Raw genomic sequence first — 15,013 nt, 5'->3', positions numbered from 1 at the left:
GAGAGAGGGGAGACCATGCGTAGAGCCGTGCCGAGCAGAAGCGGGCGACGAGTTCTTGCTGTCTTCACCACGTTGATGATCGCGGCGATGAGCGTGATCGGAATGCCGATAGCTGCCACCGCGGCACCGAACGATGCCATCGTCGTCGACCATGTCGTCATCGGAGAGGGATCGGGCCCGGACGGGCAGCTCATCCTCGGTGACGTCGTGACGGTGACAGGCGACTGGGATGCGTCCGAGGCGGACCCCCAAGCGGGAGATTCTTTCGTCATCGGTCTTCCCCCGGAGCTGAACTTCGAGGCCAGCCTTCCCATCAACCTGACAGGAGTCAATCCTGCCGGTGAGCTCGTCACCTGGGCCGCCTGCATCTCAGACCCCGACACCGGCGAGCTCCTGTGCGTCCTGACCGACCAGGTCACGGACTACCCGGAAGAGGTGCGCGGAACCTTCGAGTTCGAGGTGGCCGTCGAACTGACGACAGTCGAAGTCGAGCTCATCTTCAACCTCAACGGCATCGAGACGCCTGTCGTGATCCCGCCCGGCGGTATCGGCGATGGTGTCGAGCTGCCAGTCGAGTGGACGAAGTCCGGGTGGATGAACTCGAACAACTGGTCGATGACCTGGCAGATCGATCTGCCAGGTGCCCGCATGACAGAGGACTCTCTGACCATCGTCGACACACTCGGCGAAGGCCACGTGCTGTGCGAGCCCTCCGGGCTGACTGTTCAGACGGTCCGGGGAGACGCTGTCGGCACCTTCACGGGCACGAAGGAGATCGTGCCCGGCGACGATGGGACGTTCAGCATCGTCCTCGGGGCGCCCGAGGGCGGTTTCGACCCGAACGTCGTCTACCGGGTCACCTACCAGACCTGCACCCCTAACAAGACGATCGATTCCTACCCGACCGAGTACACGAACGAGGCGCGAATCCCGGCCTGGAACTCAGGATCCGACGTCATCGGTGTCGGCAACAAGCCGTGGCAAGGCAGCATCACGAAGTCGGGCAGCGTTCTCGGCAGCACGTCCCGCAACGGGACGATTGCATGGACTGTGACGGTCCCGGGCGATGCTCTCGTCAACAAGAACTCCTTCACCCTCTCCGAGAAACTCGGGGAGGGCCACGAGGTTCGCGACTCGACGATCTCGGGCCTGCGGATCGTCGAGCGCTACGGTCCGTCCAATCAGCGCGACAGGGAGATCACGGATCGGCTCGACAAGACTGTCGTGTCGCAGGAGACCGACTCGTTCGAGCTGCTGTTCTCGGTTCCCGACGGCAGCGATTTCTCCTTCAAGGCCTCTGACTACCGCTACATCATCACCTACGAGACGTACGTGACCGAGACGGATCTGCCCCAGGGCGGGACCGCGTACACGAACTCCGCGACCGTCGAAGGGACAACGACAACCGGTACCGCCAAGGTCCCCGGCCGATCCCAGGGCAAGAGCGGCACCATCAACGGCTCGTTCGTCACGATCGACGGCATCGAATACGCCCCGCAGACAACCCTCGACTGGACCGTACGCATTCCAGGAGAGAAGCTCGCGGAGACGAGCGGCCCGCTCACGCTGACCGACACCCTGGAGGGCACGCACACCGTGTGTGCGCCGGGCGATCCGACGGGCGGGGAGAAGTCTCGCCTCAACCTCGCGGTGACGGCCCGGGACCAGATCATCAACGGCGGCCTGCAGACCGTCAACCTGACAGACTCCACAGAGGTGGAGTTCGCGAAGTCAGGCGACGGCAAGGAGCAGATTGTTCTCACCATCCCCGAGCCGACGTTGGCGATGCCGGGCGGGGGAGAAGCAACAGGCTTCAGCCAGGAATACCAGTACCTCGTCACGTATACGACGTGCACGACGAGCGGCGGCATGGACGCACCTGATACTCGTTACGGAAACGAAGTCGTCGGCTCCTCTGTGACCTTCTCCCAGGCTGTCGTCCAGACGAACCGCGGATCGGGCACCGGCACCGGCGTTGCCCGCGGCTCCATCACCATCAACAAGACTCTCGATGAGTCCGCGCCGGGCGCGGGCTTCGTGCCGGACGGCGCGATGTTCACCGTTCACGTGAAAGAGATCGATCCCACGGGAACCACGCAGGTCGAATACGACCTGAAGGTTCCTCTCAACGGTGATCCTGTCCGCGGCCTGAACGCTCGCGGTACGGGATGGACGGCGGAGCTGTCCGAGCCCACCTTCCCCGCGATCCCCGGCGTGCTCTTCGGGGAGCCCTCCTTCACCGTCGACGGCGAGAAGATCGGGCCCACCGCCACCGTCTCCCTCGACCCGGGAACGAACGTCGCAGTCGGACTGACCAACACGACGCGGCTCGGCGAGATCACCCTCGTCAAGGCCGTGGATGTGCGCGATGAGAGCATCATCCTGCCCGAACGCACGTACACGGTGACGGCTCACATCGACACGAGTGCGCTTGAGAACGTCCCGGCACAGGACGACCGCACGGTCCACCTGACACCGGACCAGCCCGTCACGATCGACAATCTGCCGATCGGTGCGACCGTGACATTCTCGGAGTCGGGACTTGTCGACGACAACACTCTCACGTGGGGACAACCCGTCTTCTCCCCCTCCACCGTCATCGTCGGAGACCCTGCCGCCCCGGTGACAGTCGAGGTGCTCAACAGCGTCACGCGCACGGTCGGTACGTTCTCGATCGCGAAGACCGTCACCGGTGAGCAGGCCGATAATCCTGCTGTTCCGGAGACAGTCACGATTCTCGCCTCGTGGAACGAGGAGGGAACTCCGGGGGAGACGACCCTCGAAGTTCCGACCGATGGCACCCCTGTCCCGCTCGGCGTCGATCTTCTCATCGGCACTCGGGTCACGCTGACGGAGGTTCCCCTCGAGAATGGTTCATCGATCGCCTGGGGCACTCCCACATGGTCCGCTAACGGAGTCACCGTCGACAGCTCAGCTGTCACCGTCACGGTCAATCGTGACGACGCATCCACGGTGACCGTGGAGAACCATGCGAACACCTCGACAGCCACCCTTGGTCTTGTCAAGGCTGTGGCGGGAGAGGCTGCCGGTGAGGTATCGCCGGAGACGCAGTTCCCGGTGACGGCGTCCTGGGTCGATCGTGAGGGCAACGAGCAGTCTCGTGACCTTCTCATCAACTCAGTCGCTCCGACCCCGCTCGGGGTGGATCTTCCCGCCGGCACGGTTGTGACGATCACCGAGGGCGACCGCCCCGGCTTCGACACGGTCGAGTGGGGCGAGATCACCATCTCGGGAGACAGGGTCGAGAACGCGGGCGAGGGCACGGCCACCGTCACGGTCTCCGACCTCCAGGGCGATGTCACTCTCGTGACCGTCACGAACGAGGCCACCTGGGCGCCGAGTACGATCCAGCTCTCCAAGGACCTGGCTGATACGGCAGGCGCCGGGTTCGTGCCGGACGGCACGATGTTCACCGTCCACGTCCAGGAGTTCACCCCCGAGGGTGTCCTCTCCTCCGAGTACGACCTCGATGTCCCGCTCAATGGGGATCCCGTCTCGACCTCGAACGATTTCGGGCCCGGATGGTCAGCGGTCCTCACGGAACCCGCCTTCCCCGAGATCTCGGGTGTTCACTTCGGCCACCCCGTGTTCGAAGCGTCTGATGGGGTCGCAGTGTCGGAGGACGGTCAGGTCGCGACGATCACGTACGTTCCGGGTAGGGATTTCTCTGTCCGGCTCACGAACGTGGCGGAGCTCGGCTCCATCTCCCTCGTGAAGGCTGTCGAGGGCGGAGCCGCGGATCGAGTCGATCCTGAACGCACGTACACGGTGACGGCTCACATCGACACGAGCGCGCTCGGTGAGAACGTCCCGGCACAGGCCGACCGTGAGATCCAGCTGACGGCGGGCGAGCCCGTCATCATCGACGATCTTCCGATCGGTGCGACCGTGACGTTCACGGAGACACCTCTCGTCGATGACGACATCCTCACGTGGGGACAGCCCGTCTTCTCCCCCGAGAGCGTCGTCGTGGGCGTTGAGAACGTGGACGAACCAGCGGCTGTGACTCTGACGAACTCGGTCGAGCGCACGGTCGGTACGTTCTCGATCTCGAAGACCGTCACCGGTGAGCAGGCCGATAATCCTGCTGTTCCGGAAACGGTCACGATTCTCGCCTTGTGGAACGAGGAGGGAACTGCGGGGGAGACGACCCTCGAGGTTCCGACCGATGGCACCCCTGTCCCGCTCGGCGTCGATCTTCTCATCGGCACCCGGGTGACACTGACGGAGGTTCCCCTCGAGAATGGTTCATCGATCGCCTGGGCACAGCCCGCATGGAGCGGCGATCATGTCGTCGTCGACGGCGAGAACGCGGTCGTGACCGTGTCTCGTGACGCCGAGGCAGGTGTTCTCGTCGAGAACCACGCCGCGACATCTGTCGCAGGAATCAGCATCGTCAAGGCTGTGGCGGGAGAGGCTGCCGGTGAGATATCGCCGGAGACGGAGTTCCCGGTGACGGCGTCCTGGGTCGATCGTGAGGGCAACGAGCAGTCTCGTGAGCTTTTCATCAACTCTGTCGCTCCGACCCCGCTCGGGGTGGATCTTCCCGCCGGCACGGTTGTGACGATCACCGAGGGCGACCGCCCCGGCTTCGACACGGTCGTGTGGGACGCGATCGTCATCGGGGGACAGGACGTCGAAGATCAGGGCGATGGCACGGCCACCGTCACGGTCTCCGACCTCCAGGGCGATGTCACTCTCGTGACCGTCACGAACGAGGCCACCTGGGCCCCGGGCAGCTTCTCCCTCGCGAAGAACATCACCGGTGTTCTTCTCGACAACGCTGATGTCCCCGCCTCGGTGACCGTCACGGCGTCATGGATCGAGAGCTCGGACGGACAGCTCGTGACCGTCACCCGCGAGATCGAGATCCCGACGGACGGGACGCCCGTCGCGTTCGGCGAGGACCTCCCGCACGGCACCGCCGTGACGCTCGTCGAGACTCCCACGGCCGGTGCGCCTGCCTTCACGTGGGACACCCCGGCGTGGTCGGGGAGCGAGAGCCTCGTCGTCCACGAGGACGGTTCGGCCACGCTGACGATCGGCGCCGCACAGAACCCGACTGTCACCGTGACGAACAACGCCACGCAGGCACTCGGCGACGTGACACTCGTCAAGAAGCTCTCAGGCACCGGTGCACCGGCCGTTCCGGCAGACACGACCTACCCAGTCAGGGTCGAATGGACGGACCTCCTCGGCGTCGAGCAGTCACGCGACGTGGAACTCGTGGCGGGACAGCCGGTTGTCATCGACGGCCTGCCGCTCGGCACCGAACTGCGAGTCACCGAAGGCGAGTTCGCCGCCCCGGATGGTGCGACGTGGAAGCAGGCGACCTGGTCGTCCGACTCCGACTCGGTCTCCATCACCGGTGACGGCATCTCCGCAACCATCGTCGTGACGGCAGGAGACGCCTCCGTGACGCTCGATAATGCGTACGACATCGTCGAGAAGCCCTCAGGCCCCTCGACGCTGCCGTGGACGGGCGCTAGTGTGGGCATGCTTGCCGGCCTGGCCCTGCTTCTCCTAGGCGGCGGCCTGTTCGCGATGCGAAGGGCACGAAGCTAGGCAGTAGGAGTGACAGCGCCGCACCCCCGGGTGCGGCGCTGTCCTGCGTCAACGAGCAGGAAACAGTCGTATCTCGATCTCGCCGAGGAGAGACAGCGGATCGTAGTACGTGTCGCCTCGCTTCGCACCCCAGTGGAGGCAGGCCCCGATGATGCAGTGGCCGTCCTCCAGCGTCCCGATGGGATCGCCCGTCTCGACAGTGTCCCCGGCGGAGACGGAGGCCGTGACAGGCTGATAGGTGGTTCGTATGCCGGTGTTGTGTTCGATCGAGACGACATTCGTGTCGACGACCCGCCCGGCATACACGACCGTGCCGGGGCCCGCCGCGCGAATCGTTTCACCGGGGGAGCCCGCCACATCGACTCCTCGATGACCCGGCAGCCAGTTGTGTTCCAGATGGTCGAAGGCGCGCAGGACGGTAGTGGATGAGGTGGGCCAGTCGAAGCCGCTATCGGATTCGCTCGACAGGGAGACAGTGCCGGCCAGCGATCCGAGCCCGAGGATCAGTGCGTGGAGGAGAGCGGGAACATTCATGGTCACCACCTTGCCGCCGTCTCCCGCACTGCGGCGATGTGGGGCAGTACAGGTGGGAAGACTCCTCATCAGCCTCGTTGTGGACAAGGATCACACGGGATGAACCCTTGGTGCATGGTGATTGCGCCTCCCCGTCCTATACGATGGGGAGGCATTCGGTTTATCCGGGTGACTTCGCGTGTCCGAATACACCGTCGAGTCCAGTCCGCATCGCGGTCCCTCGACGCCGGGCACTAGGGACGGCGCCAACCGGCGTTCGTCAATTGAACTGGGAACCGCGCATCCGCGCAATGAAAGGCAACACATGGCAGTCGTGACCATGCGCCAGCTCCTCGAGAGCGGCGTCCACTTCGGGCATCAGACCCGTCGCTGGAACCCCAAGATGAAGCGCTTCATCCTCACCGAGCGCAACGGCATCTACATCATCGACCTTCAGAAGACCGTCGAAGACATCGAGCGCACCTATGACTTCGTCAAGGAGACTGTCGCTCACGGCGGCACCATCCTCTTCGTCGGCACGAAGAAGCAGGCGCAGGAGACGATCGTCGAGCAGGCGACCCGCGTCGGCATGCCCTACGTGACCGAGCGCTGGCTCGGCGGCATGCTCACCAACTTCCAGACCGTCCACAAGCGCCTCCAGCGCCTCAAGGAGCTCGAGCTCGTCGACTTCGACGATGTCGCAGGCTCCGGTCTGACCAAGAAGGAACTTCTCATGATGTCCCGTGAGAAGGAAAAGCTTGACCGCACCCTCGGCGGTATCCGGAACATGAACAAGATTCCTTCCGCTATCTGGATCGTCGACACGAACAAGGAGCACCTCGCGGTTGCCGAGGCCACCAAGCTCAACATCCCCGTCGTCGCCATCGTCGACACGAACTGCGACCCCGACGAGGTCGACTACCGCATCCCCGGCAACGACGACGCGATCCGTTCCGTCTCGCTGCTGACCCGCGTTGTCGCCGACGCCGTTGCCGCTGGCAAGATCCAGCGCTCCGGCGGCGAAGCGGCCGCAGACGAGCCCATGCCCGAATGGGAGCGCGAGATGCTCGCGAAGGCTGACGCACACGACGCGCAGGTTGCCGCTGACGAGGCCGCACCCGCCGACGAGGCAGCTGCTCCGGCTCCTGTAGAGACCGAGCCCGCCGCGCAGGAAACTGCCGAGGCGGAGACAACTGAAGCCGATAAGGCCTGAGAGGTTACCATCCATGGCAAATTACACCGCCGCTGATATCAAGGCTCTGCGCGACAAGACCGGCGCAGGCATGCTCGACGTCAAGAACGCGCTCTCCGAGGCAGAAGGCGATCCCGCCAAGGCCGAAGAGATCCTGCGCGTGAAGGGCCTCAAGGGCATCGCCAAGCGCGAAGGCCGCACGGCTTCCGCAGGCCTCGTCGTCTCCAACGTTGACGCATCGGGCGAAACCGCCCGCGGCATCCTCATCGAGGTCAACTCGGAGACCGACTTCGTTGCCAAGAACGACAAGTTCATCGCCTTCGCCGACGAGGTTCTCGCCGCGGCTGTCGCCGCCGGCGCGTCCACCGTCGAGGAGGTCCTTGCCGCGTCCGCAGGCGACGAGACCGTCCAGGACAAGCTCAACGCCATGCAGGCCGCTATCGGCGAGAAGATCGAGATCAGCACGGTCTCGGTCGTCGAAGGCGAGCACGTCGAGGCGTACATGCACCGCACCGCCATGGACCTGCCCCCGCAGGTCGGCGTCCTCGTCGCCACCGACAAGGCAGGCTCCGAGGTCGCGCACGACATCGCGGTCCACATCGCCGCTCTCAACCCCTCCTACCTCGATCGTGACTCCGTCCCGGCCGATGTCGTGGAGAACGAGCGTCGTATCGCCGAAGAGGTCACCCGCGCCGAGGGCAAGCCGGAGCAGGCTATCGCCAAGATCGTCGAGGGTCGTCTCGGCGGCTTCTTCAAGCAGATCGTTCTGCTCGATCAGGCCTACGCACGCGACCCGAAGCAGTCCGTCGGCCAGGTTGCCAAGGCAGCCGGCGCCACGGTGACCGGTTTCGCACGCGTCCGCGTCGGCACCGAGTAGTCTCGAACAGCGTCTGATAGTGCCCCGCAGGTTGACCCTGCGGGGCACTGTCGTCTACTCGCCGACGTCGTTCATCCACTGCCATGCGGCCACGGTGGCGGGGAAGCCCCGGGTCGTGAGGCCGAGGAGGATCGCGTGTTCGATCTCGTCCCGGGTTGCGCCGGCCTCACGTGCCTTGCGCACGTTCGAGCGAACAGCGCCGTCCGATTGTGCACCGAGGGCGATGCCCAGCTTGATGAGCCGGGATGTCTTCTCGTCGAGGGGGCCTGCCGAGTCGATGCTCGATGCGAGACGGTCCTGATGCTCTGATATGTCGGGGAAACGGTCCCTGAAGGCTGTATAGACATGGGGAACGTGATCAAACATGTGAGACTCCCTCTTCGCTGGCGTGGTCTGGATCACTATAGTATCTTTCACGTGACCGTGCGCGTGCGGCGGTCTGGCGAAGGTCGAGCGACTCGCCAACCGGCAAACGAGGAGCATCATGAAGCATCCCAAAATCCTGGCCATCGTCCTTGCGGGTGGGAGCGGGTCTCGTCTGGGAGCACTGACGGCCTCGCGAGCGAAGCCCGCCCTCAGGGTTGCCGGCACGTACCGTCTGATCGACGTCGCGCTCTCGAACCTCGTCAACTCCGATATCTCGGACGTGTGGATCGTGGAGGAGTTCGACCCGCATTCATTCAACCAGTACCTGTCGGGCGGGAGGCCCTGGGATCTCGATCGTTCACACGGTGGCCTCGTCCTCCTGCCTCCCTTCAGCGGTGACGACGAGAAGGCCGGGTTCTCGCACGGCAACAGCGACTCGCTGTGGCGCCAGCTGGATCGGATGCGGGAGTTCGAGCCCGATCTTGTCCTCGTCCTCTCCGCAGACCACCTGTATGGGATGGACATGAGGGGCCTCGTGGAGGCACACCTCGAGACGGAAGCAGACCTCACCATGGTGACGACGGAGGTCTCCGAGGACGCCTCCCGCTACAGCGTCATCGACGCCGATCCGGACGGGCGGGTCACCGACTTCTGGTACAAGCCCGATCAGCCGCAGACGAGTCTCGTCGGGGCCGAGATCTTCTGCTTCACCGCGGGCGCGCTGTTCGACGCCCTGGAACACCTCCATGAGGAACTGGGGGAGCTCTCCGATTACGGCGATGATCTTCTACCCTGGTTCGTCGAGAACCGGACCGTCGTCGAGCATCGCCTCGACGGCTATTGGAAGGATCTGGGGACGCTGAGCGCCTACTGGGAGGCGCACATGGATCTGCTGGCAGGCACCGGCGTCGCCCTCGATGATCCGGACTGGCCGATCTTCTCCGGTCAGCGCCCGCTCATGCCGGCCAGAATCGAGTCAACGGCCACGATCGGACGCTCCTTCATCGCACCCGGTTCTCTTATCGCGGGCGTCGTCGAGTCGAGTGTGATCAGCCCTCAGTGCACTGTGCGCGAGGATGCGTCCGTTCGCGAATCCATCCTCTTCGACCGCGTGACAATATCGCCCGGCGTGCACCTCACCCGCTGCATCGTCGACACCGGTGCAGTGCTCACATCCGGGACGTATGGTTCTCCCGATCGTGTGACACTCATCGATGCTGAGGGGAACGTATCCGAGGGCTAGGCTGAACACATGGGTTCTTTAGGGATACGTGCCGCGACCGTTCTTGATGCCGAAAGACTCGCCGTAGTCCACGAGCAGTGCGTCCGTGAAAGCGGACTCGCTGGCGAGATCATCGACCAGTCCGGCCTCGAGGATCGGTATGAGCGGGCGCTCAGCGTCATGGATGCCACGACCACGTGGGTGGCGACATGGGATGGTGAGATCGTCGGCTTCGTGTCCGCGACGGCACTCGGCCCCGGCCATGCCCGCATGCTCGAGCTCTCCTCTCTCGGGGTTCTCGCCTCCCACCGGAACCGGGGCATCGGCTCGAAACTGCTCAACCATGCTGTCGGCACCGCGCCCTGTCTCGCGTGGGCTCCGGCGGGCGCCGAATCGTTCTACCGTCGTCATGGGTTCGAGGCTGACAGTGTCACTGAGACACGCGAGGGGATGCCGTTCCTCCGCGTCCTCCGCTGAATACGCAAGCCACATAGCACGGAAAGATCGCGTTTCACCACCTCAGAGGTCAGATCTTTGGTGATTGTAGGGTTTAGAGTAGATATGTAGCGAATATCGTATGACAAGGACGTCAGATTGCTTGAACTCAGCAGCGCAGCATATCCGTGGCCTCTCGAAGCCTTCCAGCCGACGGTCGACAGTCTCACCGGATCCGCACTCGTCAGCCTCCTCCCGCTCGTCTTCTTCTTCACAGCGCTCGGGGTGTTCTCCCTGCCGACGCAATGGTGCGCCATCGGTTCCCTCATCGTCGCCCTTATCGTCGCTGTCGTGGGCTTCGGCATGCCGGTCGGGATGTCTCTCATGTCCGCGGTCGAAGGAGCAGCCTTCGGCCTCCTCCCCATCGTCTATATCGTCGTCATGGCCGTATGGCTCTACAACCTGACCGACCGAACGGGGCGCGCGGTCGATGTCCAGGCGGTGTTCTCTCTTGTCGGCAAAGGTGACAAGAGAATCCAGGGCCTTCTCATCGGCTTCGCCTTCTGCGGCCTCCTCGAGGGTTTGGCAGGCTTCGGAGCGCCCGTCGCGATCGCATGCGCGATGATGTGGACCCTGGGCCTGCCTCCGATCAGATCCGCTATTGCCGTCATGGTCGGCAACGCGCTCAACGTCGGCTTCGGGGCGATGGCGATCCCTGTCACCACGGTCGCGAAGCTGGGCGGGGAAGACGCGGCCGTCGTGGGGATGACGATGGGACGGATCACCCCGTTCCTGCTCCTCCTCGTCCCGTTCCTCCTCCTCTTCATCCTCGACGGAGTGCGCGGAGTCAAGCAGTGCTGGCTGGCGGCCCTCGTGGCATGGGTGGGCATGGCGGGCGGGCACCTCGTGGGCACACATCTGCTGTCCTACGAGCTCACCGCGGTCTTCGCCTCGCTCCTGTCCTTTATTCTCCTCGCGGGCCTCATGACCGTCTGGTCGCCCACCACACCGGACGACATGAGATCTCCCGCTGCTGAGGAGAAGCTGCCAGCCTCCCGCATGATTCTCGGGCTGCTCCCGTACTGGCTCGTCATCATCGTCTTCGCCATCGCCAAGCTCTGGACGGTCGGAGTGGACGTGCCCGCGTTCCTTGCCTCGACGACCCTGAGCTTCACCTGGCCGGGCCTCGATGGTGTTCTCAGCATCGATGGCAGCCCGAATTCGGCCACCGAGTTCTCCGTTCCCTGGCTCGCATCCCCCGGGACCATGCTCCTCCTCACCGGCATGATCGTGTGTGTCGTCTACGCGAAAGCCGATCCGGAGCGCTTCTCGTTCGGGATGGGAATGAAGACACTCGGGCAGACCATCGTCCAGCTGCGGGTCTCGATCCTCACGATCTGCCTCGTCATGTCTCTCGCCTACGTCATGAACCTCTCGGGGCAGACAGTGACCATCGGCGCCTGGATGTCCGCAACCGGGGCCGCCTTCGCCTTCCTCTCCCCGCTGCTCGGCTGGATCGGCACGGCCGTCACCGGCTCCGCCACGTCAGCGGGTGCCCTCTTCGGCAGCCTCCAGGCAACCGCGGCCAGCAATGCCGGGCTGCCGCCCCAGCTCCTGCTGGGAGTCAACGAGATCGGCGGCGGGATCGGGAAGATCATCAGCCCCCAGAACCTTGCCATAGCCTCGGCAGCCGTCAAGGTCGAAGGCAGGGAATCAGAGCTCCTCCGCAAAGCCCTCCCGTACTCACTACTCCTCATTATCCTGTTGGGCGTCATCACATTCCTCGCGTCCAACGGAATCCTCGGATTCCTTGTCGTCTAGGAAGGACCAACGATGAAAATTGCACTGTTCTCGACCTGTCTGAACGATGTCATGTTCCCGCAGGCCGCCCAAGCGACCGTGCGGCTGCTCGAACGGCTCGGACACACGGTCGCGTTCCCGCGCGAGCAGGCCTGCTGCGGTCAGATGCACGTCAATACCGGGTACTACCCGGAGGCGATGCCCATGATTCGCAACTATGTCTCCACGTTCGAACCCGTCCTCGACGGCGAATGGGACATTATCGTGGCCCCCTCCGCCTCGTGCACGGGAGCGATCCGCACCCAGCATGCGATGGTGGCCCGCACGCAGGGCGACGAGGAGCTCGCGACAAGGGCCGAGCGTGTCGCGGCGAAGACTGTCGACCTGCCAGAGCTGCTCATCGACGTGCTGGGGCAGGCAGATGTCGGAGCCTACTTCCCGCACCGCGTCACCTATCACACCACCTGCCACTCCCTCCGGGTCACACGAGTGGGGGACAAGCCGCTGCAGCTGCTCAACCATGTCGACGGCATGGATTTCGTGCCGCTTCCGGACGCTGACGTGTGCTGCGGCTTCGGAGGCACGTTCTCGCTCAAGAATGCCGATGTGTCGGCGGCGATGATGAGCGACAAGATGGGAAACATCAAAGCAACAGGCGCCGAGATCCTCGTGGCAGGAGACTACTCGTGCCTCATGAACATCGCCGGTGGGCTGTCGCGCACCAGGTCAGGAATCAGGGCCATGCATCTCGCCGAGGTGCTGGCGGGAACGCGGGACGAGCCCTGGGTCGCCCCGGCAACGAACACGAAGGTGGGTGCATGATGCTCGACAAGCTGAAAGAACTTGGATCCTCGATCGGACTCAACCCGGCAGACTGGTCGGAACAGGACATCGAGGAGCAGAAGCTCGGATGGTATCCCGGACATCCGACCCCTGATGACCCGCTCCGGTGGGGGAGGACATTCCCCGAGGGTGCCCGCGAGACGCTGCAGAACACGCAGATGAGGCGCAATCTCGGATATGCGACGGGCAAGATCCGCACGAAGAGGAACACGCGCGTCGAGGAGCTGCCCGATTGGGAAGAGCTGCGCGAGGCCGGCTCCCTCATCAAGCGCAACACCCTCGCACACCTCCCCGAGCTCCTCGAGACGTTCGAGCAGAAGGTGACCGAGCGCGGCGGCATCGTCCACTGGGCTCGAGATGCTGCGGAGGCGAACGAGATCGCCTACAGCATCATCGCCGCCAAGGGTGTCGATGAGGTGGTCAAGGTGAAATCGATGGCGACCCAGGAGATCAACCTCAACTCCTACCTGGAGGAGCGCGGCATCGAAGCCTGGGAGACGGACCTGGCCGAGATGATCGTCCAACTGTCGCACGATATGCCATCCCACATCGTCGTTCCCGCTATTCACCGCAACCGGTCCGAAGTGAAAGCGATCTTCGAGGCCCGCATGGAGGGGCGCCCCCGGTTCGCCACGAACGAGCCGCGAGAGCTAGCCATGGCGGCACGCGCACACCTGCGAAAGAAATTCCTGTCCGCCAAGGTTGCAATCTCGGGAGCGAATCTCGGTGTCGCCGAGACCGGCACTCTAGCCGTCTACGAATCCGAGGGAAACGGCAGGATGTGCCTCACGCTCCCCGAGACTCTCATCACGGTCATGGGGATCGAGAAGATCGTGCCCAGCTACCGTGACATCGAAGTGTTCTCCCAGCTGCTGCCGAGATCGGCCACGGGGGAGCGGATGAACCCGTACACGTCGTTCTGGACGGGGGTGACCGAGGGTGATGGTCCGCAGGAGTTCCATCTCATCCTCCTCGACAACGGGCGCACGAATGTCATGAAAGACGAGGTCGGGAGGGAAGCCCTCAAGTGTATTCGCTGCGCGGCCTGCATGAACATCTGCCCCGTCTATCGGGTCTCCGGAGGCCACGCCTACAACTCGGTCTATCCCGGCCCGATCGGTGCGATCCTCACACCGCAGCTGCTCAATGCGACAGACCGGAAGGATCCCGCCACATCGCTGCCTTTCGCCTCGACGCTGTGCGGGGCGTGCTACGACGTGTGCCCCGTCAAGATCAACATCCCCGAGATCCTCGTCCACCTTCGACACACCATCACCGAGGCGAACCGAGGCGGGCTGCCGAACGCCTGGGATGTCGCGATGAAGGGGACGTCGAGCGTCATGAGCTCTGGGAAGAAGATGGAGCGTGCAGGGAACGCGATGAAGGCCGGCAGGCTTGCCGCCGGTAGGGATCGGAAGATCGGACATATCCCACTGCCTGTCGCGAAGGAATGGACGGGGACGCGCGACGTCCCAGCGCCTCCCGCGACAAGCTTCCGGACGTGGTGGAACGACGAGCATGAGGAGACGAAGTGAACGCGAAGCAGGAGATTCTCAACCGGATCCGAGCGGCAGGGCAGATCCCCGCCCACGATACCGCCCGTGACTATCTGTGCGGCACGGAGGCGTCCCGCAGTGACATCATCGCGGACATGGTCGCCGCGCTTGAGGATTACACGGCGATCGTGACCATCGTGCCTCCCGCGGGCGTGGGCGATGCGATCGACGAGATGCTGTCCGAGGCCGCCACCGTTGTCGTTCCGCCCGGGCTGGACGAATCGTGGCGGGATGCCGCTGGACGGCACGGACGTGCCGTTCGCATCGACGATCCTCCGCTCAGCAAGGCCGATCTCGACGCGACCGATGCTGTCGTCACAGCCTCCCGAGTGGGTGTGTCCCTATCCGGAACGATCATTCTCGATGGTCAGCCCGACCAGGGGCGGCGCGCGATCTCCCTCGTCCCCGACACTCACGTCATCGTCCTCGATGCCGACGACATCAAGGCCACAGTGCCAGAGGCCGTCGCCATCGTCGAGGAGCATCCGCTGCGGCCCACGACATGGATCGCCGGACCATCGGCGACATCCGACATCGAACTCGTCCGCGTCGATGGTGTGCACGGACCGCGCAACCTCCGTGTCATCATCGTCGACCAGACCCTCGACCGTTGACGAGGTCGT

General features: G+C 64.1%; 11 protein-coding genes. 9 read left to right on the top strand and 2 right to left on the bottom strand.

The genetic code is table 11. From position 1 onward, the window contains the following. Positions 1 to 15 precede the first annotated feature (15 nt). The gene (locus H2O75_RS07445) at positions 16 to 5,586 is read left to right on the top strand and encodes a DUF5979 domain-containing protein (RefSeq protein WP_182170332.1); all 5,571 of its coding nucleotides are present in this window, start codon (positions 16 to 18) and stop codon (positions 5,584 to 5,586) included. Between the two features lie 48 nt (positions 5,587 to 5,634). Here the strand turns inward: H2O75_RS07445 and H2O75_RS07440 are convergent, their stop codons facing one another. Beyond that, positions 5,635 to 6,189, bottom strand: coding sequence for a M23 family metallopeptidase (locus H2O75_RS07440; protein ID WP_182170330.1), 555 nt, complete (start codon positions 6,187 to 6,189; stop codon positions 5,635 to 5,637). Between the two features lie 235 nt (positions 6,190 to 6,424). Here H2O75_RS07440 and rpsB point away from each other — a divergent pair, with 235 nt between their 5' ends. Both rpsB and tsf read left to right on the top strand, forming a co-directional pair. Further along, on the top strand, positions 6,425 to 7,312 hold the full coding sequence (gene rpsB / locus H2O75_RS07435; protein WP_182170326.1) for a 30S ribosomal protein S2: 888 nt from the start codon (positions 6,425 to 6,427) through the stop codon (positions 7,310 to 7,312). 13 nt (positions 7,313 to 7,325) lie between these two features. After that, positions 7,326 to 8,168: a translation elongation factor Ts gene (gene tsf, locus H2O75_RS07430; RefSeq protein ID WP_182170323.1), complete on the top strand. Its 843-nt coding sequence runs from the start codon at positions 7,326 to 7,328 to the stop codon at positions 8,166 to 8,168. Between the two features lie 54 nt (positions 8,169 to 8,222). Here the strand turns inward: tsf and H2O75_RS07425 are convergent, their stop codons facing one another. Further along, the gene (locus tag H2O75_RS07425) at positions 8,223 to 8,534 is read right to left on the bottom strand and encodes a carboxymuconolactone decarboxylase family protein (RefSeq protein WP_182170320.1); all 312 of its coding nucleotides are present in this window, start codon (positions 8,532 to 8,534) and stop codon (positions 8,223 to 8,225) included. A 118-nt stretch (positions 8,535 to 8,652) separates the two neighbouring features. Between H2O75_RS07425 and H2O75_RS07420 the strand changes: the two genes are divergently transcribed. From H2O75_RS07420 to H2O75_RS07395, 6 genes are all read left to right on the top strand, one after another. After that, the gene (locus H2O75_RS07420; RefSeq protein WP_182170317.1) at positions 8,653 to 9,777 is read left to right on the top strand and encodes a glucose-1-phosphate adenylyltransferase family protein; all 1,125 of its coding nucleotides are present in this window, start codon (positions 8,653 to 8,655) and stop codon (positions 9,775 to 9,777) included. Positions 9,778 to 9,786: 9 nt separating this feature from the next. Then, positions 9,787 to 10,233: a GNAT family N-acetyltransferase gene (locus H2O75_RS07415; protein WP_182170314.1), complete on the top strand. Its 447-nt coding sequence runs from the start codon at positions 9,787 to 9,789 to the stop codon at positions 10,231 to 10,233. A 117-nt stretch (positions 10,234 to 10,350) separates the two neighbouring features. Next, the gene (locus H2O75_RS07410; RefSeq protein WP_182170310.1) at positions 10,351 to 12,012 is read left to right on the top strand and encodes an L-lactate permease; all 1,662 of its coding nucleotides are present in this window, start codon (positions 10,351 to 10,353) and stop codon (positions 12,010 to 12,012) included. Between the two features lie 12 nt (positions 12,013 to 12,024). Then, complete coding sequence (locus H2O75_RS07405; RefSeq protein ID WP_182170307.1) at positions 12,025 to 12,813, top strand: (Fe-S)-binding protein; 789 nt, start codon at positions 12,025 to 12,027, stop codon at positions 12,811 to 12,813. After that, the gene (locus H2O75_RS07400) at positions 12,813 to 14,369 is read left to right on the top strand and encodes a LutB/LldF family L-lactate oxidation iron-sulfur protein (protein ID WP_182175068.1); all 1,557 of its coding nucleotides are present in this window, start codon (positions 12,813 to 12,815) and stop codon (positions 14,367 to 14,369) included. The genes H2O75_RS07405 and H2O75_RS07400 overlap by 1 nt, the downstream gene beginning before the upstream one ends. Beyond that, positions 14,366 to 15,004 carry a LutC/YkgG family protein gene (locus H2O75_RS07395; protein ID WP_182170304.1) on the top strand — a complete coding sequence of 213 codons (639 nt, stop codon included), beginning with the start codon at positions 14,366 to 14,368 and terminating at the stop codon, positions 15,002 to 15,004. The genes H2O75_RS07400 and H2O75_RS07395 overlap by 4 nt, the downstream gene beginning before the upstream one ends. Positions 15,005 to 15,013: the final 9 nt, after the last annotated feature.

Origin of the sequence: Flaviflexus equikiangi, assembly GCF_014069875.1 — a bacterium.
In the GTDB taxonomy this organism is placed as follows: Bacteria; Actinomycetota; Actinomycetes; order Actinomycetales; family Actinomycetaceae; genus Flaviflexus; species Flaviflexus equikiangi.
This window is presented reverse-complemented; position numbering and strand designations above follow the sequence as displayed.